23 protein-coding genes are annotated in these 22937 nt (G+C 64.5%); 10 read left to right on the forward strand and 13 right to left on the reverse strand.

Going from position 1 to position 22937, the window contains the following annotated elements; genetic code table 11:
• Positions 1–220 precede the first annotated feature (220 nt).
• The 7 genes from B9Z01_RS05475 to B9Z01_RS05505 all read left to right on the forward strand — a co-directional run bounded on the left by B9Z01_RS05475 (position 221) and on the right by B9Z01_RS05505 (position 7619).
• The gene (locus B9Z01_RS05475; RefSeq protein WP_085481248.1) at positions 221–1630 is read left to right on the forward strand and encodes an MFS transporter; all 1410 of its coding nucleotides are present in this window, start codon (positions 221–223) and stop codon (positions 1628–1630) included.
• A 10-nt stretch (positions 1631–1640) separates the two neighbouring features.
• Entirely contained in the window at positions 1641–2237 is a 597-nt protein-coding gene (locus tag B9Z01_RS05480) for a GAF domain-containing protein (RefSeq protein ID WP_085481249.1), read from the forward strand.
• An 8-nt stretch (positions 2238–2245) separates the two neighbouring features.
• On the forward strand, positions 2246–3520 hold the full coding sequence (locus B9Z01_RS05485) for an NAD(P)/FAD-dependent oxidoreductase (protein ID WP_085481250.1): 1275 nt from the start codon (positions 2246–2248) through the stop codon (positions 3518–3520).
• 82 nt (positions 3521–3602) lie between these two features.
• Positions 3603–4505, forward strand: a complete 903-nt coding sequence (locus B9Z01_RS05490; protein WP_085481251.1) for a dihydrodipicolinate synthase family protein — start codon at positions 3603–3605, stop codon at positions 4503–4505.
• A 13-nt stretch (positions 4506–4518) separates the two neighbouring features.
• Positions 4519–5517, forward strand: coding sequence for a 4-hydroxyproline epimerase (locus tag B9Z01_RS05495; protein WP_085481252.1), 999 nt, complete (start codon positions 4519–4521; stop codon positions 5515–5517).
• A 55-nt stretch (positions 5518–5572) separates the two neighbouring features.
• Positions 5573–6808 carry a metal-dependent hydrolase family protein gene (locus tag B9Z01_RS05500; protein WP_085481253.1) on the forward strand — a complete coding sequence of 412 codons (1236 nt, stop codon included), beginning with the start codon at positions 5573–5575 and terminating at the stop codon, positions 6806–6808.
• Between the two features lie 133 nt (positions 6809–6941).
• Positions 6942–7619 carry a GntR family transcriptional regulator gene (locus B9Z01_RS05505; protein ID WP_244195933.1) on the forward strand — a complete coding sequence of 226 codons (678 nt, stop codon included), beginning with the start codon at positions 6942–6944 and terminating at the stop codon, positions 7617–7619.
• A 1-nt stretch (position 7620) separates the two neighbouring features.
• Here the strand turns inward: B9Z01_RS05505 and hpaC (B9Z01_RS05510) are convergent, their stop codons facing one another.
• Positions 7621–8154, reverse strand: a complete 534-nt coding sequence (hpaC, locus tag B9Z01_RS05510) for a 4-hydroxyphenylacetate 3-monooxygenase, reductase component (RefSeq protein WP_085481254.1) — start codon at positions 8152–8154, stop codon at positions 7621–7623.
• Between the two features lie 382 nt (positions 8155–8536).
• Here hpaC (B9Z01_RS05510) and B9Z01_RS05515 point away from each other — a divergent pair, with 382 nt between their 5' ends.
• Positions 8537–9172, forward strand: a complete 636-nt coding sequence (locus B9Z01_RS05515) for a response regulator transcription factor (RefSeq protein ID WP_085481255.1) — start codon at positions 8537–8539, stop codon at positions 9170–9172.
• 93 nt (positions 9173–9265) lie between these two features.
• Here B9Z01_RS05515 and B9Z01_RS05520 read toward each other — a convergent pair whose 3' ends face one another.
• From B9Z01_RS05520 to B9Z01_RS05540, 5 genes are all read right to left on the reverse strand, one after another.
• A complete protein-coding gene (locus B9Z01_RS05520) occupies positions 9266–10009 on the reverse strand; it encodes an SDR family NAD(P)-dependent oxidoreductase (protein WP_085481256.1) in 744 nt (247 codons plus the stop codon).
• 61 nt (positions 10010–10070) lie between these two features.
• Positions 10071–11195: an amidase gene (locus B9Z01_RS05525; protein WP_085481257.1), complete on the reverse strand. Its 1125-nt coding sequence runs from the start codon at positions 11193–11195 to the stop codon at positions 10071–10073.
• Positions 11196–11226: 31 nt separating this feature from the next.
• Entirely contained in the window at positions 11227–11769 is a 543-nt protein-coding gene (locus tag B9Z01_RS05530) for a nuclear transport factor 2 family protein (protein WP_085481258.1), read from the reverse strand.
• A 4-nt stretch (positions 11770–11773) separates the two neighbouring features.
• Positions 11774–12154: a hypothetical protein gene (locus B9Z01_RS05535; RefSeq protein WP_085481259.1), complete on the reverse strand. Its 381-nt coding sequence runs from the start codon at positions 12152–12154 to the stop codon at positions 11774–11776.
• Between the two features lie 30 nt (positions 12155–12184).
• On the reverse strand, positions 12185–13381 hold the full coding sequence (locus B9Z01_RS05540; protein WP_085481260.1) for an acyl-CoA dehydrogenase family protein: 1197 nt from the start codon (positions 13379–13381) through the stop codon (positions 12185–12187).
• A 239-nt stretch (positions 13382–13620) separates the two neighbouring features.
• Here B9Z01_RS05540 and B9Z01_RS05545 point away from each other — a divergent pair, with 239 nt between their 5' ends.
• Positions 13621–15093 carry a PAS domain-containing sensor histidine kinase gene (locus tag B9Z01_RS05545; RefSeq protein WP_085481261.1) on the forward strand — a complete coding sequence of 491 codons (1473 nt, stop codon included), beginning with the start codon at positions 13621–13623 and terminating at the stop codon, positions 15091–15093.
• A 65-nt stretch (positions 15094–15158) separates the two neighbouring features.
• On the opposite strand, the gene B9Z01_RS05550 is transcribed toward B9Z01_RS05545, so the two are convergent.
• Complete coding sequence (locus tag B9Z01_RS05550) at positions 15159–15659, reverse strand: aromatic-ring-hydroxylating dioxygenase subunit beta (protein WP_085481262.1); 501 nt, start codon at positions 15657–15659, stop codon at positions 15159–15161.
• Positions 15656–16933 (reverse strand): aromatic ring-hydroxylating oxygenase subunit alpha, encoded by a 1278-nt coding sequence (locus tag B9Z01_RS05555; protein WP_085481263.1) that lies wholly within the window; start codon positions 16931–16933, stop codon positions 15656–15658. The genes B9Z01_RS05550 and B9Z01_RS05555 overlap by 4 nt, the downstream gene beginning before the upstream one ends.
• A 152-nt stretch (positions 16934–17085) precedes the next feature.
• On the opposite strand from B9Z01_RS05555, the gene B9Z01_RS05560 reads away from it, so the two are divergent.
• Positions 17086–18012, forward strand: coding sequence for a LysR family transcriptional regulator (locus B9Z01_RS05560; protein WP_085481264.1), 927 nt, complete (start codon positions 17086–17088; stop codon positions 18010–18012).
• Between the two features lie 36 nt (positions 18013–18048).
• Here B9Z01_RS05560 and B9Z01_RS05565 read toward each other — a convergent pair whose 3' ends face one another.
• The 5 genes from B9Z01_RS05565 to hpaC (B9Z01_RS05585) all read right to left on the reverse strand — a co-directional run bounded on the left by B9Z01_RS05565 (position 18049) and on the right by hpaC (B9Z01_RS05585) (position 22936).
• Positions 18049–19020, reverse strand: coding sequence for a PDR/VanB family oxidoreductase (locus B9Z01_RS05565; RefSeq protein WP_085481265.1), 972 nt, complete (start codon positions 19018–19020; stop codon positions 18049–18051).
• 208 nt (positions 19021–19228) lie between these two features.
• A complete protein-coding gene (locus tag B9Z01_RS05570) occupies positions 19229–20536 on the reverse strand; it encodes an MFS transporter (protein ID WP_085481266.1) in 1308 nt (435 codons plus the stop codon).
• A 152-nt stretch (positions 20537–20688) separates the two neighbouring features.
• Positions 20689–21609 carry a LysR family transcriptional regulator gene (locus tag B9Z01_RS05575; protein ID WP_085481267.1) on the reverse strand — a complete coding sequence of 307 codons (921 nt, stop codon included), beginning with the start codon at positions 21607–21609 and terminating at the stop codon, positions 20689–20691.
• A 104-nt stretch (positions 21610–21713) separates the two neighbouring features.
• Complete coding sequence (locus B9Z01_RS05580) at positions 21714–22415, reverse strand: EthD domain-containing protein (protein ID WP_085481268.1); 702 nt, start codon at positions 22413–22415, stop codon at positions 21714–21716.
• Between the two features lie 2 nt (positions 22416–22417).
• Positions 22418–22936, reverse strand: a complete 519-nt coding sequence (gene hpaC, locus B9Z01_RS05585) for a 4-hydroxyphenylacetate 3-monooxygenase, reductase component (protein WP_085481269.1) — start codon at positions 22934–22936, stop codon at positions 22418–22420.
• Position 22937: the final 1 nt, after the last annotated feature.

Below are 22937 nucleotides of genomic sequence, written 5' to 3' on the forward strand. Positions count from 1 at the left end.
GTCGCACACGGCATTCAGCGGTGACGGAAGCTTCCCGCGACCGGCGGATTCCGCGCGTCACGCACGCATAGGGCCCAGGGTATACGCAAGCTTGGTCACACTTGACACTGTATTTTGGATCCAGGATATTGATACCACGATCCCGCTTCGGATTCTTTCTGAACAGGCTGGTCCCGTTGGTCCCGTTGGTCCCACTGGTCCCTTTCCCTGGGAGCTCCACATGTCACCGATTGCAGCCCGGCTCGAGCGTCTTCCGTTCAGCCGCTTTCACTTCAAGCTGCTCATCATGGGCGGTCTGGGCTTCATGTTCGAAGCCATCGACGCAGCCATCATCGCGTTCATCCTGCCCGTCGTCCGCACGAAGTGGCATCTGACCAGCTTCGAGACGGGGCTGCTCGGCAGCAGTACCTACGTCGGCTTTCTGGTCGGCGCGCTGCTCGCGGGCCTGCTGGGAGACCGTTTCGGCCGGCGCGTCGTGATGATGTGGGCATTGACGTTTTTCTGCGTGCTGACGTTCATCAACGCGTTCGTGAACGACTGGCACACCTTCGCGCTGCTGCGGGCCATTGCCGGTATCGGGATGGGCGCCGAGGGCGCGATCATCGCGCCGTTCCTGGTCGAGTTCGTCAGCAACCGCTATCGCGGCGCGTTTACCGGCGCGCTCGCCGGATTTTTCTCGTTCGGCTTCGTGGCCGCCGCGCTGATCGGCTATTTCGTGATTCCGCTGAATCCGGAAGGCTGGCGCATCGCGCTGATCATCGTCTCGGTACCGGTGGTCGTGCTGCTGTGGTGGCGCCGTTCGCTGCACGAGTCGCCGCGCTGGCTGGAGCTTCACGGCCGCCACCAGGAGGCCGAAGCCGTGGTCGCGGACATCGAGCGGCAGATCGAGCGCAGCGGGGTGACATTGCCTGCGGTCACGCCAGTGGCAGGCGGCACGGTCAGCTTCGAGCAGTCCAGTTCGTTCTTCGGCAACCTGAAACTGCTATGGAAGCCGCCGCTCGCCAGAACGACGCTGATGAGCTGGTGTTTGTGGCTCTCCGTCACGTTCTGCTCGTATGCGTTCTTCGTCTGGATTCCCAGTCTGCTGGTTCAGCATGGCATGACCATCACGAAGAGCTTTTCCGTCTCCATCGTGATCTACCTCGCGCAGATTCCGGGCTATTACTCGGCTGCGTACTTCTGCGAGAAGCTCGGCCGCAAGACGACGATCGTCTCCTATATGGCGATGGCCTGCGTCGCGGGTATCTGGCTGGCCAGCGCGGGCAGCGACACGTCGATCGTGCTCGCGTCGACGTTCATGTCCTTCGCGATGAACGGCGTGAACGCCGGTGAGTATGCCTATACGCCCGAAGTGTTCCCGACGCACCTGCGCGCAACGGGCATGGGAACGGCATCCGCGTTCGGCCGGATCGGCGCGATCTGTTCGCCGATGCTGGTGGGCTATATCTATCCGCTGTGGGGTTTCGCCGGCGTGTTTGGGATGACGACCGTCATTCTGCTGATTGGCGCGCTCGCCGTGATTTTCCTCGGTGTATCGACGCACGGCAGAACCCTCGAAGAAATCGCGGAAACCGAATACGGTTCGATGCGCGCCGAAGCACAAGGCAGCGCGCTTGGAACGGCGAAATGAGGAGAGCTTCGTGAGAGACGCAAACTTCGCACTGATACTGCGCGCAATCGGGCGCGTCGCCCGCCTGCAGCAGGAAGTCGATACCGTCGCCGGTGATCGCGACGGGGATGGCGCCGGCGATCGCGTCGGAAATGGCGCAGAGCGGGTCTGGCATGAGTTCGAGCGCTCGCTCACCGAAGTATTCGGGCAACGGCTCTTCACCGTGCTCGCGTATGACGAGACCTCGAGCCGCCTCGGCCGCTTGCATAGCAACCGCCTCGACATCAATCCGGTGGGCGGCCTCAAGCGGGTGACGCAAAGCCGCTGGTCGGACCAGGTTCTGCGTCGCGGCGAGATCTTCGTCAGCTCGACCCGTGAAGACATCAAGGCGGTGTTCTCGGAGTACGAGACGCTGTGGTCGATCGGCTGCGAGAGCGTACTGAACATTCCGGTGCGCAGGAACGGCGTCACGCTCGGCACGATGAATCTGCTCGGCGAAGCCGGTCTGTATGACCATGCCGATATCGAGCTGGCGTACATATTCGCGCAGCTGGCGGTTGCGCCGCTCGAAGATCAGGTTCAAAGAATCCGCGGACTCGAAGACCCGGACTTCATGGAACAGGTGTAGTCACGTACATGACCCAGCATGCTCAGAACGCCAACCCAACCTCCGACGTCGTGGTGATCGGCGGCGGAATCATCGGTCTCGCCTGCGCATGGTCCGCGCTGCGTGACGGCGCTAGCGTCACCGTCATCGATCGCGATTTCGAAGGCGACCGCACGTCGCACGGCAACGCGGGCGGTATCGCCGTGACGGAGAGCACCCCCATTGCGGTGAACGGGCTGTTCACGAAGGCGTTGAAATGGCTCGTCGATCCGCTGGGACCGCTGTCGCTCGACTGGAAACATCTGCCGGCCGCCTGGCCCTGGTTCATGGCATTTCGGCGCACGGCAAACAAGGAGCGCTTCAGGGAAATCTCACTGGCGCTGGCGAGCCTGAACAACCGCGTGTACGACGACATCGTTCCGATGTTCGAGGACGTCGGCGCGATGGACAGCTTCTACCGTCGCGGCGCGCTGACGGTCTACGAGACCGGCGAAGCGTTCGCGGCCGACCAGCACGAGTGGGCATTCAAACGCGAACTGGGCGTGCGCTGGCACGCGATGTCCGCCGATGAGATTCGCGAATACGAACCGTCGCTCGCGCCGGTGTTCCGGCACGGCGTGTTTCTCGACGACTGGTCGCACATCGGCGATCCGAAACGGCTCGTCACGCAACTGCGTGATCGGGTGAAACAGCTTGGCGCCACGTTTGTCGCGGGCACGGTGCAGGCGCTCGATTTGGCCGACGCACTCGCACCCGCCGCGGTGATCGGGACCGGCGAGCGGGTGAAGGGCCGCCGCATGGTCGTGGCGACGGGCGCGTGGTCCGCGTCGCTTGCCGCGTCGATCGGCGATCGCGTGCTGCTCGACAGCGAACGAGGCTACAACATGACGCTTCCGTCGCATGGCATCGGCCTGTCGCGTGAAGTGATCTTTGCTGAACGCAAGTTTGTCGCGACGCCGCTGGATATCGGTCTGCGCATCGGCGGAGCCGCCGAATTCGCCGGCCTTGAAGCGCCGCCGAACTACCAGCGCAGCGAAGCATTGCTCGCGCTCGGCAAGCGCTTCCTGCCGGACATCAACGACGCCGGCGCGGTGAAGTGGATGGGGCATCGTCCGGCGACGCCGGATTCACTGCCTGTGATCGGCTCTTCGCCGCGCGCACCGTCCGTCATCTACGCGTTCGGCCACGGTCATCTCGGCCTCACGCAGTCGGCAACGACCGGCGCGCTCGTCGCGGACCTGCTGGCCGGCCGAACACCTGGAATCGACCTTGAACCGTATTCGATCAAGCGATTCCAGAATTGACGAGGCCACCGCGACCTCGATTGATCCGCGGGATCTCCCGCCTCTCATTGTCCGTTTTTATTTTTTCTGAAAAGGAGTCGCCATGAAAGTCAACTGGCAAGGTGTTTTCCCCGCTGTGACGACGAAGCTCAAGGAGGATGGTTCGCTCGATCATGATGCCATCAAGTCCGGTCTGAACCGCCTGATCGACAGTGGCGTCGGCGGTGTCGTGATGATGGGCATGGTCGGCGAAAGCGCGCAGCTCACGCAGGAAGAAAAGCGCACGGTGATCCGCCTGGCGGTGGAAACCGTCAATGGCCGCGTGCCGGTGATCGCGGGTCTGGCCGAAACCAACACGGCGAGCGCGGTCCAGTATGCGAAGGATGCGCAGGCGCTCGGCGTGCAGGGCCTGATGGTCTTTCCGGGGCTGACGTACAAGTCCGACCCGCGGGAAACGATCGCGTATTTCAGGACCATCGCGCAGGCCTCCAGCCTGTCGATCCTGCTCTATAACAATCCGCGCGGCTATGGCGTGGACCTGACGCCGGATGTCGTCGCGGAACTGCTGAAGGAGCCGACGATTGAAGCGCTGAAGGAAGAGACGTACGACACGACCCGCGTGACCGACCTGATCAACCGTTTCGGCGAGCGGCTCGCGGTGGTGTGCGGCGTCGACGATCTGGTGCTCGAGTCGGCTGCGCTGGGCGCGAAATGCTGGGTGTCGGGCATGGCCAACGCGGTGCCGCGCGAATCGGTCGAGCTGCTGAAGCTGGCTGTCGCCGGCGACTATGAACGGGCCCGCAAACTGTATCGCGCGCTGATCGATCTGTTCCATCTCGACACGCACGTGAAGCTCGTGCAGTACATCAAGCTGGCCGAGAACATCACGGCCGGCTATGCGGAAACCGTGAAAGCGCCGCGTCTCAAGCTCGAAGGAGCAGAGCGCGAGAAGGTGGTGGCGATCGTCGAGAAGACGCTGGCGAACGTGCGCGCGTTGTCGAAGTAAGCGGGCGAGGCCTATGAAATCGACATTCTTTTGCATCGACGGACACACGTGCGGCAATCCGGTCCGGGTCGTCGCCGGGGGCGCGCCCCGGCTCGAGGGCGCGAACATGATCGAGCGGCGCGCGCACTTCGAGCGCGAATTCGACTGGATCCGCACCTCGCTGATGTTCGAGCCGCGCGGCCACGAAGTGATGTCGGGCAGCATTCTTTATCCGCCGACGCGTCCTGACTGCGATGTCGCGATTCTCTTTATCGAGGTGAGCGGCTGTCTGCCGATGTGCGGCCACGGCACGATCGGCACCGTGACGAGCGCCATCGAACATGGCCTCGTGCGGCCGCGCGAACCAGGCGTGCTGCGCCTCGATACGCCGGCGGGCGTCGTGGTCGCGCGCTACAGGATGGATGGCGACCACGTCGATTCCGTGCAGCTCATCAACGTGCCGTCGTTTCTGCACTCGACGGATCTGACGGTCGAGGTCGACGGGCTCGGTGAAATCCGCTTCGACGTCGCGTATGGCGGCAACTTCTACGCGATCGTCGAGCCGCAGGCGAACTACGCGGGTCTGCATACGCTCAAGCCTTCGGACATCCAGCGTCTCAGTCCGATCCTGCGCCAGAAGGCGAACGAAAAGTACCCGTTCGTTCATCCGGAGAAGGCTGAAATCCGCGGGCTCAGTCACGTGATGTGGACCGGCGAACCGACGGTCGCTGGCGCGAGCGCGCGCAACGCGGTCTTCTACGGCGACAAGGCCATCGACCGCTCGCCGTGCGGCACCGGAACGTCGGCACGCATGGCGCATCTGGTCGCGAAAGGCAAGCTGAAGATCGGCGAGCGCTTCGTGCACGAAAGCATCATCGGCACGCTCTTCAACGGTATTGCGGAAGAGGCGGCGAAGGTCGGCGAATTCGACGCGATCATCCCGAGCATCGAAGGGTGGGCTCGCGTCACCGGCCATAACACGATCTTCGTCGACGATCGCGATCCGCTTGCCAGAGGCTTCCTGCTGAAATGACCCACTGCGGTCCCGCGCTTGCGCGGGCCGCGAAACCACTCGTTGGGGAATCCGAATGTTGATCCTGAAAAACGCGCGCGTGCTGGACGTCAATCACGAACACGACACGGCGCCGTATTCCATTGTCGTCGACGGGGACGTGATCAGAGACGTCACCCGCGAGCCCGTGTCGATCGAAGGCGCGCAGGTGATCGACGTGGGCGGCAAAACGGTGATGCCCGGCATGATCGATTGTCATGCGCACGTCATTGCTTCGGTGGCTCACCTCGGCAATAACGGACGTTTGCCGAACACCTTTGCCGTGCTGCGCGCAGTGCCGATTCTCGCCGGCATGCTCAACCGCGGCTTCACGACCGTGCGGGACGCGGGCGGCGCCGACTATGCCTTGTCGCGCGCGATCGAGGAGGGGGTGATCGCCGGGCCACGTCTGTTCGTTGCCGGCAAGGCGTTGTCGCAAACCGGCGGTCACGGCGACTTCCGCGAGCGCTTCGATAACTCCGATCCCGATCCGTGCGGATGTCATCGCAACCTGGGTGCGATCGGCCGTATCGTCGACGGCGTGGACGACGTGCGCAAGGCGGTCCGCGAAGAGATGCGCGCGGGTGCGCACCATATCAAGATCATGGCCTCGGGGGGCGTCGCGTCGCCGACCGATCCGATCGGCAATCTGCAGTTCTCGGTTGACGAGATCAAGGCGATCGTCGAGGAAGCGGCGTCGCATCAGACGTACGTGATGGCGCATGCGTACACGCCCAAAGCCATCTCGCGCGTGGTCAGGCTGGGCGTGCGTACGATCGAACACGGCAATCTCATCGACGAGGAAGCCGCGGCGGTGATGGCGGAGCATGGCGCGTTCGCGGTGCCCACGCTGGTCACCTACGACGCAATGAAGCGGGTCGGCGCACAGTCAGGCGTGACTGAAAGCGCGCTCGCGAAAAACGAAAACGTTCGCGTGCAGGGCCTGAAGGCGCTGGAACTGCTCAAACGCTCGGGCGTGAAAATGGGACTGGGCACCGACCTGCTCGGCGACATGCATCAGTACCAGAGCGACGAACTGACGATTCGCGCCGGCATTCTCGGCGCGTTCGAAACTCTCTGCCAGGCCACGGCCATGGGTGCGGAAATCGTCGGGCAACAAGGGCGCCTCGGTGTCGTCTCTGCCGGTGCTTACGCGGACCTGCTCGTCGTCGACGGCGACCCGCTGAAGGACATCAGCGTGCTGACCGGGCAGGGCGAACGTATTGCCGGGGTGATGAAAAACGGCACCTGGGTGCGCGAAGCGTTGCGGTGACGCCGCATTGTTCATTGGATTTTGGATCCGAAAGCCGACACCGTGATAGCATCATCGCTGTATCCAGAATCCCGTAATGAAGCCGATCATGCCTCCGGTATCCGCCAAGCGTCCTGCCAGAAATGCATCCACGATGAATGAAATCATCGCGGAGGAAAACACGCGAAAAATCGTCCGGCCCACCACGGTCGAACTGGTGACGACCGCGGTCCGCCAGCGGATTCTGAGCGGCGAACTGGCGCCCGGCGAGGTACTGCGCCAGGAGGCGCTCGCGGAGGAACTGGGCGTAAGCCGCGTGCCGGTGCGCGAGGCCATTACGCGCCTGACCGCCGAGGGGCTTCTGACCAGCGTGCCGCACAAGGGCGCCTACGTGGCGGAGTTGTCGATCGACGAAGTCAAGGAAACCTTCGACATCCGGCTGCGTCTCGAACCCTGGATCTTTTCGGAAGCGATTCCGCGCATCACCGAAGCCGAGATCGGCAAGGCCGTGCGACTCGTCAAGGAAATGGACAACGCGGATTCGGGTGTCTGGGGGCAACTGAACTGGCGCCTGCACGAAACGCTTTATCTGCCGGCGCAGCGCGACATCACGTTGCAGATGCTGCGGGTGCTGCACGATCGCAGCGACCGTTATTTCCGTTTCCAGGCTGTGCAGGTGCCGATTCGCGAGCAGTCCCACGACGAACACATGGCATTGATCGAAGCCTGCCGGAAGCGGGACGCGAAGCTCGGCGCCAAACTGCTCGAGCAACACGTGAAAACGGCCGCGCAGCAGATCATGTCGGTCGTGCAGGCGGTCGTGTCACGCTGATCTACACAGCGCACGGCCGGGCGAGGCGGTGGAAATTGCGGTCGAAGTAGACAAGCCCGTCGCCGTCGCTGCGCACGCGGATATGGGTCGCCTTCACGAAGATGACCGAGTGCGAGCCGACGTCCTTGCACTCGACGATCTCGCCCTGCAGGCTCGCGAGTGCATCGCGCAGCACGGGCACGCCGTGCTCGCCTTCGTCCCATAGCGGCAGGTCGAAGCGCGCGTCCATCGGCAACTGTGTGAGACCCGCGAAGTGCTTCGCGAGCAGTTCGTGCTCGCCGGGCAGCACGTTCACGCAGATGCGGCTATTGCCCGCGAACGCGGTATGCATCGCGCTGGAACGGTTCAGGCAGATGAGCAGCGTAGGCGGCGAATCCGTCACGGAGCAAACAGCGCTCGCGGTGATGCCGCAGCGGCCGAGCGGACCGGCCGTCGTGATCACGTTGACCGCCGCGGACAGATGCGCCATCGCCTGGCGAAATTGCTTGCGCTCGTCGTTCACGGGGAGCGGGGTCGGGCAGGATGTATTGGCCATGTGTGTTGTTCCGTGCAATGACGTTGCTTTCATAGGCACCAGCGTGGGCATCAGCGTGGACATCAGCGCGCATTCGCCGAGATCGCACCGGGATCGCGCTGAGCATGATTCAAGCGTACGGCAAGCACCGCGCGAAAAATATTGTCACGAATCGCCCGCGCGCTGGCGTCGCTCCCAAGGCGTCTAAAGGTTTCACCAGGAGGCGCGCGAGCGCCTGGGATCCGCCTGGGGAAATTACCGTGAAATTACATGTAGCGCGGCTTTTCAGGGCTTTTTCGGCTGGTTATGATGGAATGCAACTGCGCGAACGCGAAGATGAAATGAGGCGGCACAGGGCACGTCTCACGGCGTTTCGCAACGAACCATAACGGAGAGAGAGCAAGTGACCTTACCTGCTCCGGTCATCTACATCGTCGACGACGATAACGGCATGCGCACCTCGTTGGCATGGCTGCTGGAGTCGGTCGGCGTGAAATCGGAAGGGTTCGCCAACGCAACCGATTTTCTGCGCGCATTCGATCCGGACATCCCCGCGTGTCTGGTGCTCGACGTGCGCATGCCGGAGACTGGCGGCTTCGACGTGCAGACGGAATTGAACTGTCGCGGCGCGACGTTGCCGATCATTTTCGTGAGCGGCCACGGCGACATACCGATGTCGGTGCGCGCGCTGCAGAACGGCGCGATCGACTTCGTCGAAAAGCCGTATAACTCGCAGCAGATGCTCGATCGCGTGCAACGCGCGATGAAGCTCGCCACGCAGCGTCATGCCGCCGACCAGAAGCGGCGCGATCTGAGCAAGCGTCTCGAATCGCTGACGGGGCGCGAGAAGGAGGTGCTGCGCGGCGTCATCGACGGCAAGGGCAGCAAGCGCATCGCGGCGGAGCTCGACATCAGCGTGAAGACGGTCGACGTGCATCGCGCGAGCATCAAGGAGAAGCTCGGTGTGGCGTCGATTGCGACGCTCGTGCGCGACGTGATGGCGGTGTGGAATCAGGACACGCAGACGCACACGCCGTGAGGCGGTGCGTGCGCTGACGGACCCACGACGGGCCCACAACGGACCCACGATAGCGCGCGGCGGGCCCGCGCAAGCAACACGCGGGTGGTGACGTCAACGCATATAGAGCCCGCCGTTGATGTCCCAGCACGCGCCGTTGGCGAAATACGCATTGCCTGAAGCGAGCAGAACGGCGGCGTCGGCGATATAGCCGGCGGCGCCGAGGCGGCCCACTGGAATGTTCGCGATTACCGTGGCGAGTTTTTCCGCGGGCACGCTCTCGTGCACGATCGGCAAATCGAGCGGTCCCGGCGAGATCGCATTGACCGTCACTCCCGACGCGGCGAGGTCCCGCGCGAACACCTTCGTGAGCGTGATGGCGCCACCCTTGGCGGCCGCATAGTGCGCGCCGGTCGCCGAGCCGCCGTTCTGGCCCGCGAGCGACGCGATGTTGACGATGCGTCCTTCACGCTGATTCGCGAAGTATTGTCCGAATACCTGGCAGCCGAACAGCACGCTGCGCAGGTTGACGTCGATCACCTGATCGAACTGCTCGGCGGTGATTTCCATCACGGGCACGACTTTCGATGCGCCCGCGTTGTTGACGAGCGCATCGATGCGGCCCCAGCGCGCGACGATCGCGTCGCGCGCGCTCACAAAATCCTGTTTCGACGTGACATCGAGCTTCAGCGCGAACGCGCTCGATGCGTCGGCACTCAGGTCGCGCGCGACGGCTTCGGCTGCTTCGACGGCTACGTCGCCGAGGGCGACACGGTAGCCTGCCGCATGAAAACGCGCGGCGATGACGGCGCCGAGGCCGCGCGCCGCGCCGGTAACGAGGACGACTCTGCTGGACATGACGTTTTCGGTTCCTTGAAGAATTTCAGCGGGCTCAGCTGGTTCAGTTGGCTCAGCTGGATCAGCCGGCGAGGGCGGCTTCGAACGCGGCGGCGACCGCGCAGACCTGCTCGTCGGCGCCGTGACGCCCGACGATCTGCAACCCGGCTTTCAATGGCGAGCCGTCGATCGGCAGCGGCAAGCTCAATGCCGGATGACCGCTGAGATTGAACGGGCGAATCAGCGACGACATCGCAATCACCGAGACACCGCGCCGCGCGTCGTCGAGCGTGATCGGCAAGGCGGGCAGTGTCGGCATCACGATGACATCGACGCTGTCGAGCGCGCGATCGACCGCTTCGGTAAAGCTTCGGCGCACGCGTTCCGCCGCGCTCACCTGTTCCGGCGTCGTGGCCGAAGCGGCGCGCAGGCGCGCTTCGAGATCGGCGCCGAGCTTGCCGCTATCGACGAGATGGCCGAATGCGGCCCACGTCTCCGCGTTGATGATCGAGAGTCCCGCCTGGAATGCGTCGGCGAGGCCCGCGAGGTCGATGGCTCGTGACGTGAAGCCTGCGCGTTGCGGCGCGCGCGCGACCGAGGCAAGCAGGTCCGCCTGCGCATCGACATTCGCGACGCCGACATTGCACGTGGTCACTTTTTTCAGCGCGGCGTTCCTGTCGAAGCCGGGCGCGATGGCGCCCATCGTCTCCGCGATCATGCGCATCTCGCGCGCAAACGGACCGACGCAATCGAGCGTCGATTCGGCGGGCGCGACGCCGCGCCGCGAAACACGCCCGAATGTCGGCTTGAAGCCTGTCACGCCACAACATGCGGCCGGGCCGCGAATCGAGCCGCCCGTATCGGTGCCGAGCGCGGCGTCCGCGAGCCCGAGGCCGACCGCGGAGGCCGAGCCGCTCGATGAGCCGCCCGGAATGCGCGTCGCGTCCTGCGGATTGACGGGCGTGCCCGTGTAGTCGTTGATGCCTGTCATGCCGAACGCGAGCTCGTGCATGTTGGCCTTGCCGATGATTTTCCAGCCCGTGTCGAGCAGCAACTGCACGACTTGCGCATGCCGTTGCGCGGGCGCGGCATCGGCGAGTGCGCGGCTTGCAGCGGTCGTCGGCATGCCCGCAATGTCGATGGTGTCCTTGATGGCGATAGTGGGGCCGTCGCCGCCAAGCGAGAAAGTACTGATCAAAGCGCTCATCGATTCGGTTCCGTTAGGTCGGTCAATCAGGTTACGGAGCAGGCCGGGGCGACACGCGCCACGGTGCATCGAACAGACGCTCGGTGCGAAAGTGCGCGATCTGCCATACAGAAGCATCGGACGCACCGGACGCATCGGACACGGGCACGAAGTCCACCTCGAGCCGCGCGCCGATCAGCTCGGCGCGTTCGTCCACATAGCCCGAAGCTTGCAGCATGATCCAGCGTCCCTTCGCGCGCGCCGGCGTCACCATGTCGATGCTCTCCGACGTCAGAAAGTGCACGTTGGTCGCGAAGTGCGGCGCAGGCGGCAGATAGCGCGCGAGCATCGCGACGATCGCCTCGCGCCCCTCGATGCGGCCGAACTTGCTCGTGTATTGCGGGCCGATGCCTTCCCACACCGCGTTGGCGGTGAAGAGACGTTCGAGCGCTTCGCCGTCGAGCGCGCCGCTCGGCACGTCGCACAGCGCCATGTAGCGCGCCATGGTCCTGCGTGCCGCAGCCGCGCCTTCGAGTGCGGCGAGGCGCGCTTCGAGCGCGGCAATCGTGCGCATTGCGTCGGTCGTCATCGCCATCGCGTCATGCCCCCGCGGCGGGCGGCACGGCAAGCGCACGTCCCACGCGCGCCTCGATCTTGCCGTAGCGCCACAGGTTGTACTCACCCACCGGCGTCGTGCGATACAGATTGCAGACGGCCACCGTGGTGTCGAAGTCGGCGACGTCGGCCATGATGTAGAAGGTCCACGGCGAACCGGTCGCCTGGCCGACCACGAGGCGGTCGTCGTCCATGACGCCGAGCACCTTGACGCCGTCCATCGCTTCGATGGCGGCCAGCATCTTGCCGTACGCCTGCCACACTTCGCCGATCTTTTCGCGCGGCAGGTCGAAGAAGTTTTGCGTGACGCCGCAGCAGAAGAGCACGCGCAGCGGCAGGGGACGGTTCGCGGAAGTATCCGACATGTGATTGATTCCTTGAAAGAGGGGATATGGTTACAGGTAGCCCGGAATCGGCGGCACGCCGACGAACACGGCACCGGCTCCGTCGAAATTGCCTTCGCCGAGGAACGCGTGCTGCGTGACCACCATCGAGTCGCGCAGCAGACGCTGCAGCGGATGCGTGCGATAGATCGCCATCGTGCCGCCGAGCCGATACGCGCGATTCACGACGTCGGCGCCTTCGCGCGCGATGTGGGTCGCGCACAGACGCAGCATACTGACCTGCTCGGGCGTCACCGGATTGCCGGCGAGGATCGATTGCCAGACGCTGTCGGTCGATTCGTAGAAGAACGCGCGCGCCGAGCGCAACTGCGCCTCGGCCTTCGCCAGCTCGATGCGATAGTACGCGCGGTCCGCGAGTTGCGGTGCGCCGGTCGTCGTGCGGCGGCCGCCCGACATGTGGTTCGCGACGTCGAGCGCGGCACGCGCAAGGCCGAGGTTCACGACCGCGAGCACCTGGGCCGCGTAGGCGACGGTCGGGTAGCGATAGAGCGGTTCGTCGACACAAGGCGTGCCGCCACGCACGAAGGTCCAGTCGTCGCTGACGATCTGCTCGGTCACGCGCAGATCGTGACTGCCCGTGCCCTGCATGCCGACTACGTCCCAGTTCTCGACGATCTCCACCTGTTCAGGGCGGAACACGGCCGTGCGCGGCTTGTTCGGGCCGCTGCCCGCGGCGTCGCCGGTGCTGATGCCGACGCCGAGCCAGTCGGCGCCCTTGCAGCCGCTGGCGAACTTCCACGTGCCGTTCACGCGCCAGCCGCCCTCGACGGCTTGCGCGGACTGCACCGGGAAAAGGCCGCCCGCGAATGCCTGGTCCGGGCCGCTCGCATAGATCCGCGCCTGTGTTTCGAGCGGCAGCGCGGCGAGGTAGACGTTGGCCGAACCGAAGCTCGCGACCCACGCGGCGGAGCCGTCGGCGACGGCAATGCGCTCGATCATCTCGAGAAACTCGCCGGGCGCGCGCGCATCGCCGCCGAATCGCTTCGGTGTCGCGGCACGGTAGATGCCCGCGCGCTTGAAAAGATCGATGACGTCGCGCGGCACGTGCGAAAGCCGGTCGAATTCGTCGCGGCGCGCAGCCACCACGTCGATGACTTCGTCGAGCGAGAGTCTGCCGCCCGGCTGCGCGGCGCTCGCTTCTGCGTGCGGGTCGCTGTGGGATGCGACGGCGGTCGCAACTGATTGCATGGTGTATCTCCTGAGTTCCTGAGCCGCAAGGTTGATGGCGTTGGATCGCGTTGGACGCCGCGTTCGCTCGCGGCCGTCCAGTCTGGAACCCAGTCTAGAAAGGCAAAAAGAGGCCATCAATTGGGACGCCGCACGCATTTTTAAGTAGCGCTCCCCGCGCGTCTAAAGAAATCTTCAGATTCCCCGCGCGGTGCATGGATGCTATCGTTCGTGGACTCCGGTTTTGTTCGCATTGGACCATGACGTACCCCACCGAAGACGATTTTCACCGCCTGCTCGACGCATTGACGATGTGCGTGCTGCTGCACGATGCCGACACGAAGGCGATCGTCTGGGCCAATCGCGCCGCGTGCATCGCGCTCGGCTTCTCGGTCGAGGAACTGCTGCCGCTGAAGGCTCGCGACATGACGCGCCCTGAGCCGAAATATCGGCGCGAAATCGCCGTGGCGGCGATGGATCGCTCGATCACGGAAGGGCCGCAGGGCTACGAATGGTGTTATCGCTCGCGCACGGGACAGGACATGCTGTCGGAGGCGATTGCGACCTATGTGCCGCTCAGGGAGCACGCTGTCGTGATGGTGCAGTTTCGCGACATCAGCGCGGAGGAAGCGGTGCGCCAGGAACTGCGGCGCTACGAAACGCGGCTGCGCGAGTTCATGCAGGATCTGAGCGAGGGCGTTGCGGTGCTCACGCACGACGGCGCGATTCAGTTCATCAGCGATTCGGGGCGCCGCCTGCTCGGTCTCGCCGCTGGCGACGCGCCGGGTTCGGTGTTCGACTACTGCGGCGCGCGCAGTCGCGAGAGCCTTGCCGGACAGCTCGACGATGCGCCGTTGCAGCGCCCGTCCTCGCCGCAACGCTATCGCATGATCCGGCGCGACGGCAGCGCGTGCTGGCTGCGCATCACGTGCCGGCGGCTCGTGATCGAAGACGACATTGACGGCCTGCTGATCCACTTTCGCGACATCTCCGACGAAGTCGGCATCGAGGAAGCGCGCCGCACCGAGGCGCGCATACTCGAATACGCGGGGCGTTACAACGCGATGGGAGAAATGGCCACGGCCATCGCGCATGAGTTGAGCCAGCCGCTCGCGGCCGTGCGCAATTTCATCGAGGGATCGATCCGGCGCCTCGAGTACGCGGGGCCCGTCGAGGATGCGATCTGGGGACTGCGCAGCGCCGACCGCCAGGCGGAGCACGCCGCGCTCATCATCAAGAGCGTGCGCGAATACATCGTGAAACGCGAGCCGACCGAAACGCGCATGGACCTGCGCGATATTCTCGCCGACGTCGCTTACTTCATCGAGCTGCGCGCGCGCGATGCGGGTGTGCGGGTTCATATCATGCAACCCAGGGCCGCGTTGCCCGTGCTGTGCGAGCGCGTGTTGATCGGGCAGGTAATGCTGAATCTCGCGTTCAACGCGATCGACGCGCTGGCCGACGTCGCGGCGGACCGGCGCGATCTGACGCTCGCGTGCGAGGAAGAGGAGGGCAAGGCGCTCGTGCGCGTGATCGACAACGGCCCGGGCGTGCCCGCCGATGCGCATGGGCGGCTCTTCGACGGCTTTTCGTCGTCGAAGGCGGCCGGCAACGGCATCGGCCTGTCGCTGTGCAAGAACATCGTGACACGGCACGGCGGAACGATCTGGGCGCTGCCGGCGGCGGACGGCGGCCTCGAATGCTGCTTCGCGCTGCCGCTCAGGCTCGAATAGCGTGGCGACGAGTGTCGGCATGTGAATGGAAGCAGGGCGCGCGCCGATGACGCGCGCCCCTGTTCTTAGAGCAGGAAACCGATGGCGCTCAGCGCTTCGGTCGAATCGATCAGGCGGATCACTTTCTGCTGCAGCTTCGGCTCGCCGCCCGCGAAACTGATGCGATGCGTGAGGTCCGCCGCGAAGATCGTGTTCGTGCCGCGCTTGTACGCGACGATGATCTGCGCCGACTTCACTTCGACGGTATCGGCCGCGTCGCTCGACAGCGTGAAGCGCGACACCGTGCGTACCGTGCGCGCCGCGTCGGAGGCCGACGCCGAATAGCCCGACGTCATGCGCTGCACGCGCATCTCGCGCATGTGCTGATCGTCATACGCGTAGTTCAGCGTGGCGGCGAAGTCAGTCGTGTTCGGATCGATCGGCACGACGTAGTGGCCTTGCGGATCCCACAGGTCGAGCCATGCGCGGTATTCGCGCCGGTCCAGCATTTCGGCTTCGCGCCAGATGAATTGCACGGCGCGTGCAAAGGTCTCGTGCGAGTTGAGTACGTTTCGGTCGTCCATCATGCCTCCATCATCGCGCGCCATTGTGCATACGCTTCGCGCATGCCGGTTTCGTCGGTGGCGTGCGCGGTCTTTTCTCCGTTCGGTGCGGTCGTTTCGCGATTCAGGCCGCGATTCACGAGGATCGGAATATCGGGCCCGGCATGCGCGCCGCGTTGCACGCGCTCCCATGCTTCGGCGTCGTCGGGGCTGCCGAATCCGAACGGGCCCTGGAAGTGTTCGTGAATGCGCAGGCGCACGCGGTTGGCTTCCTCCGGGCCGCCGTCCATTCCGAGCGCGACGTGGCGGATTTCGGTTTCCTCGGCGGAAATCGGGCGCAGCACGCGGAAAAACGCCATCGACAACGCGAGATTCGGAAACAGATTCAGGTTGAAGCCGACGCCCATCAGCGAGCGCACGATGCGCCGCACTTCCTCGGCCGTATGGCGCTCGGCGAGCTGTGCGGCCAACTCCTGGAAGCGCTCGGGCAGCGGCGCGCCGTCGTCCTCGTCGAGATCGACGAGTTCGGGCATGAGCACGGCGAGGCTGTGGCCGTTGCCGAGCGAACGGCAGAAGGCTTTGTCGCTCGTCATGAAGCTCGTGATCGCCGCGGCGGTTTCGTCGTCGATCGACTTCATCCACGATTTGTGCACGACCGGGAAGTGATACAGGTCCGTCGTGTTCTCGAGCTGGATCTTCCAGTTGCCCTTGAACTTGAACTTGTGCTCGCCGTTGGCTTTCACCGGATAGCCCGCGCCCTGTTTCATGAACAGGTCGATCCACGGCTTGGCACCGCCGAGGAAGTCTTCGAGCGGCTCGATATCCTGGTTGAAGCTCGCGAAAATGAGCCCCTGGTAAATGCCGACGCGCAGCTTTTCGAGCGGGAGATCACCCTTTTCGCACACACCTTCGTAGCCATCGCCGTAGGGCAGCGCGCGCAGCGTGCCGTCGAGCGCATAGGACCAGCTATGGTACGGACACGTGAAGCCCTTCGCGTTGCCCTTGTGCTCTTCGCACACGGTCGCGCCGCGATGGCGGCAGCGGTTTTGCAGCACGTTGACGGCGCCGGTCTTGTCGCGCACGACGATCACCGGCTGGCGGCCGATCGTCGTGGTGCGGAAGTCGCCCGGATTGGGCAGTTCGCTTTCGTGCGCAACCCAGATCCACGTCTTGTAGAAAATGCGTTCGAGTTCCGCTTCGAACAGCGCCGGATCGTAGTACAGCGAAGGCGCGATGCGGTCGGCCTGTACGCGGCCGCGCAGCGTGCTCGTGTCGATGGTCTGCCAGGTATCGCTCATGATGTCGAGTATCGGGGTGATCGCGATGTCTCGCGAGGTGGTTATTGCACAGCGCGTTGACCGCCGCTGCGTTGATTGCAGTCTCGTCTGTGGCACACCATACGTCAAATCGATCTAAAATTAAGTCTCACATAAATGCCGCTGATAAAACGATGCCTACTCTCGATCACGTCGATCTCAATCTGTTGCGGGTTTTTGAGGCCATCGTCGAGGAACGCAGCCTGACGAAGGCGGGCGAGCGCCTTGCGCTCTCGCAGCCCGCCATCAGCTATTCGCTGTCGCGCCTGCGCTCGCTGTTCGACGATCCGCTCTTCATTCGCACGCGCGCGGGCATGCAGCCCACGCCGATCGCGCTGGAGCTCGCTTCGATCGTCGGCCACGCGCTCGACACCGTGCGCGCGGCGCTGCGCTACGCGGAGCGCTTCGATCCGGTGGTGAGCACGCGAACGTTCAGGCTGTCGTTGTCGGATGCGGGGGAAATGGCGTACTTGCCGCCGATCTGCGAGGCGCTGCATCGCGAGGCGCCGCACATCAAGGTATGCGTCGAGCCGCTGCCCGTGCAGGAGATCGAGGACGCGCTGCGTGCGAGCCGGCTCGACTTCGCGATCGGCAACCTGCCCGAGCTGACGTCGCGCACGCGCCACCAGTTGCTATTCGAGGAGACCTATGTGTGCATGACGCGGCGGCGGCGCGGTTTGCCGCGCGGCGACACGCTGAGCCTCGCGCAGTTCGTCGGCGCGTCGCATGTGCAGGTGAGGTCGGTCGAGCATAGCCATCATGCGCTCGACGACGCGCTGCGCTCGCAGAGTGTGGGGCGCAACATCGCGCTCGAATTGCCGCACTTCGTCGCGCTGCCGAACGTGCTGGCCGTGACGGATCTGTACGCGACACTGCCGCGCCGTCTTGCGCACCTGTTCAATCGGGATGGGCGTTTCCAGATCTATGCATTGCCTGTGACGCTGCCCGTCGCGGCCGTGACGATGCACTGGCACGATCACTTCCACGAGGACGAAGGTATCGCGTGGATGCGCGAGCTCATTCAGGGCATCATGCAGCGCTTCGACGAGGCGACGCACTGAATGAAGCGGCAAATGTAGCGGCGTTTGCGCTGCCGTTCAGAGATCGAGCACGAGAACCGGTGAGCGCGAACGCGAAATGCAGCAGCAGATGACCTTGTTGCTCGCGCGCTCAGCCTTGCTCAGGCAGTGGTCGCGATGTTCGGGCTCGCCCGTCACGACGTCGACCATGCAGGTGCCGCACACGCCTTCGCCGCATGACGTATCGACCTCGATGCCGATCGCCGCGAGCGCGTCGACGATCGATGTGTTCTTCTCTACACGCACGGTCTGGCCCGTGCTGGCCACCTGCACATCGAACGCGTCGAGCGCCGTGCCGCTTTCGGGTGCGGTTGGCTCCGCGGCGAAGCGCTCGAGATGGATCGCGTCTTCGGGCAGGCGCTTTTCGGCCGTCGCGACCACGCGTTCCATGAAGGCGGAGGGTCCGCACGTGTAGACGTGCGTTCCTGTGGCGACATCGGCGAGACACGAGGCGAGCGCGCCGTCGAGCGCATCGGGCTCCACGCCGAAATGCAGTTTCACGTAAGCCGCGAACGGCGCACGCGCGAGCAGCGGCAGAAACGCCGCGTGTTCCTCGCTGCGCGCGAAATAATGCAGTTCGAACGGCGCGCTCTGCCTGATGAGGCGATAAGCCATCGATAGAAGCGGCGTAATGCCGATGCCCGCGCCGACGAGCACATGGCGCCGCGCCTCGGGCGCGAGCTGGAAAAGGTTGCGCGGCGCGCCGACCGAGAGTTCGGTGCCAACCGTCACGTCGTCATGCAGCGAACTCGAACCGCCGCGCGATGTGCTCTCGCGCTTGACGGCGAAGAGTTGCGCGTCGCGCTGGTCGGGGTCGCCGCACAGCGAGTACTGGCGCGTGACGCCGGACGGCGTCGTGACGTCGATATGCGCGCCCGGCTCGTAGGCATCGAACGGCTTGCCGTCGAGCCGGGAAATGCTGAACGAACGAATGCCGTGTGCTTCGTCGCGCAAGGCGTCGACGCGAACCTTGAATGTATTGGCTTGCATGGTGAGACCCGATCGCTGAAATGGCTGAGTGCTGGACTGCTGGGGACGTTCGCGCGCGTGGCGCGAGCGTTGAAACCGAGCATACGGCGGCCCTGCCAATCAGGCAAATCGATAAAAAATGGCTGAATAGATAAATGCCGTTGATAATGCGGAGCCGGCAGCGGCCGGCCCGGCAAGCCGGTCGCGATCCGCCTCGCCACCTGCCGAGTTACGGCCGACGCGTTTCGTGTGTGAACTTCAAGGTCACGGCCGTGATGAGGCCGAGCGCGGCGAGAAACAACGATATCGGCCAGTACGCGTGATAGCGGGCGAGTAGCGCCGTGGCGATCAACGGCGATAGACCGCCCGCGAAAATCGACGCCACTTCGTGGCCCAGCGCAACGCCGGAATAGCGCACCTCGGTGCTGAAGAGTTCGCCGACCAGCGCGGGCAGCGTACCGATCATGGCGCCGTGGCAGATTGCGGTGCCTGCTACCAGCGCGAGCCAGATGAGGGGCGTGGAGTGCGTGTTGAGCAGCCAGAAGAACGGGAACGCCATCGCGACGAGCGAGAGCGCGCCGATCATATAGACGGGCTTGCGGCCGATGCGGTCCGAGAGCCTGCCCCATGCAAGCATCGCCCCCATTTCGACGATCATCGCGAGCATCACGCCTGTGAGCATCGTCGAGTTCGGGATGCCCACGAATTTGCCGTAGACGAGTGAAAACGCGAGAAAGATGTAGGCACCGCCGTTCTCGGCCACGCGCAGGCCCATCGCCATGAGGATCTCTTTCGGGTGCCGCCTGATTGCTTCGAGCACCGGCATGTGCGCTGTCTTGCCCGCCTCTTCGGCCGTCGCGAAGTCGCGGCTTTCCGGCAGACGGCGCCGGATATACAGACCGATTGCGAAGATGAGGATGCTCGCGAGAAAGGGCAGACGCCATCCCCACGCGAGGAACTGGTCTCGCGGCAGCGCCTCCACCGCAAGAAACGCCGCGGACGAAAGTACAAAGCCGGCGCCCACGCCCAACTGGCTCCACGCCGCGTAATAGCCGCGCTTTTCGGGCGGCGCGTTTTCGCTGATGATGAGCACGCCGCCGCCCCATTCGCCACCCGAGGCGACGCCTTGCAGGAGCCGCAGAGCGACGAGCGCGGCGGGCGCCCATAGGCCGGCCTGGCCGTAACCCGGAAGCAGGCCGATGCCGAAGGTCGCAAAGCCCATGATGAGCAGAGTCCAGACGAGCGAGGTCCGACGCCCGTAGCGATCGCCGATGTGCCCGAACACGACGCCACCCAGCGGGCGCGCGACGAAGCCGATCGCGAAGGCCGCGAACGCGCCCAGCGTACCGATGAGCGGGTTGGCGTTGGGCGGAAAGAACAGTTGCCCGAAAACGAGCGCGGCCGCGGTGCTGTAGACAAAAAAGTCGTACCACTCCATCGCGTTGCCGGCGACGGACGCGATGACGATACGGGTGAGGGAATGCTCGGGAGTCGCGCCCACGGGCGTCGCGGAAGCCGGGGAATGAACGGAAGCCATAGGTATTCGCGTTGAAAGGGGCTGTGCGTGCGCCCACGCGAGGCGGGCGGGCGATGTATGGCAGGCAGTGTCGATGCTCGGGATTCCAGCGTCAAATCAACCGAAATCGAGTGCTGTTATCAGCGCGATGGATCGGAGTCAGGCCTCAGGAGTCAGGCCTCAGGCCGATGGAACATCTCGTAGAGCGTTTGCCGCAGCCAGGCGATACCCGGATCGGCGGCGAACTGCGTATGCGTATGCACCTGGATGTCGATGGGGGGCAGGGTGAACGGCAGGGGCAGAATACGAAAGGCCTTGCCGCGGTTGAAGCGGCGCGCGATGCTCCGTGGAAAGATAACCGCGAGATCGGTGTGCATGACGATTTCCGGCGCGACGACGAAATGGGGCAGCCTGAGCACCACTTCGCGCTTGAGATTCAGCTCGTCGAGCCACTGTTCGACCATGCGGTGACCGGTTGCATTGGTGCTCGCATAAACGTAGCGCAGGGCGGCCAGGTCCTCGCGCGTGGGCTTCGTCTTTCGCAACGGGTGTCCCGCGCGCACCACGCAGACATGCTCGTCCACGAACAGCGTTTGCGTCACGCAACCGGCGTCGAGCCCCGGCACATAGCCGAGCGCGAGATCGATCTCGCCGGCGCGCATCGCGGCGCTTACCGACTCGACCGGCACATTGGTCACTTCGATGCGAATGCCGCGCGTCTCGCGATCGAGCATCGCGAGCAGGGGCGGCAGAAAATAGAACTCCGACATGTCCGACATCGAGATACGGAACACGCGCCGCGCCGTGGCGGCATCGAATTTCGCGATCTGCTGGACCGCCTCGCTGATGATCGAGAACGCCTGGGCGAGCGGCGGATAGAGGCGGAAGGCGGCGTCGGTCGGCACCATGCCGTTCGGCGTGCGCACGAAGAGCGGGTCTTCGAAGAGCGTGCGCAGCCGGCGCAGTGCGTGACTGACGGCAGGCTGCGTGATCGCGAGCCGTTCGCCGGCGGCGGTCAGGCTGCGGAGATCCCAGATGGCGAGGAATACTCGCAGCAGGTTCAGATCGGTGCCGGCAAGGTTGGATTGGCTCATGCACTACATCTCGAACGAGTGGCGATGCCCGTGCCGGAGCGCGCGGCGCATCACGCCGCGCCCAAGTACTGCTCGATACTGCCCGACAGCAAGGCGAAAGCCGGTCACGGTCCTGCGAATTTACCGTAAATGCTTCGCATTGGGTAATGCGGAGTTGCACCGCTATAGGGCGGCAAAGCCTGGAAGTCGCGGCGCATGGCGTCGCGCACCGGCGAGGCGAGTGCACGGGCGAGCGACTGCGCATCGTCGAATACGACCTTGTTGCGCTGCATGGCGTCGACGTGCGCGAAAGGCAAGCCGCTGCAACTGTCCATGCGCGTGTAGATCTCCAGCTCGCGCAATGCAGGCAACTGCAGCATCAACGGCGGATGATGCTTCAGGTAATGGCTGAGCCACGCCCCGAAGTCGTGGGCGGGGCCTTCATAGGCCACCATGTAGGTGCATCGCTGTGCGCGGTCGTTCATCGGCATGGCCTGCGGTGGTGCGAGCTTGCGCACGGCCATGATCTGCTGCGAAAACGCATGCGGGTCGAGCTTCGCGAGCGCGGCGCCCCGCAGCGCGCGATGCACCGCGCCCTCTGGTTCGAGAGCGATCTCCAGAGCCGCGAGGTCGTCGAAGTACCACTGCAGCATGCATGACGGCGTCGTCGAATCCTGTGCCGTATCCGGACTGACCGGGTCCGCGATCGGCTCGTGCACGACCAGTTGGCAAAGCCCTTCTATGTCGCCCGCAGCATGCATGAGTGCGCGGGAATCGAGCGGCGGCTCCTTGCCGCTCGCGCCCATGAGGAACAGGCAGACCTGCATGCTCACCCCGCCGTGGAAGTAACGGCCGCGCGCGCGAGCCGATGGAATTGCCTGCCGAAATAGATGAGACCGTCGTCTTCGTCGCGCAAGGCGATGTGCTCGATCCGCACGAAGAACACGGAGTGCGATCCCACCGTCCTGCTGTCGCAAACCGTGCCTTCGAGACTCGCGATCGCATCGGCCAGCACTGGAACGGCAAGCCGGCCCGATTGCCATTCGCATTGATCGAAGCGTTCAGCCATCGAGCAGGCGGTCATGCCCGCGAATACGCGCGCCAGCTCCTGGCCGCGTGCGCCGAGCACATTGATGCAGACCTGCCCGTTGCCGTGCAGAACGTCGTGTACATAGCTCGTCTGATTGATGCAGACGAGCATCGTCGGCGGCGCGTCGGTCACGGAGCAGACCGCGCTTGCCGTGATGCCGCAGCGCCCCCGCGGACCGTCGGTGGTGATCACGTTGACGGCCGCCGCGAGAGAGGCCATGGCATCGCGAAAGCGCACCCGTGTTTCATCGAGGATCATG

The sequence above is a fragment of the Paraburkholderia susongensis genome, assembly GCF_900177725.1.
Classification (GTDB): Bacteria; Pseudomonadota; Gammaproteobacteria; order Burkholderiales; family Burkholderiaceae; genus Paraburkholderia; species Paraburkholderia susongensis.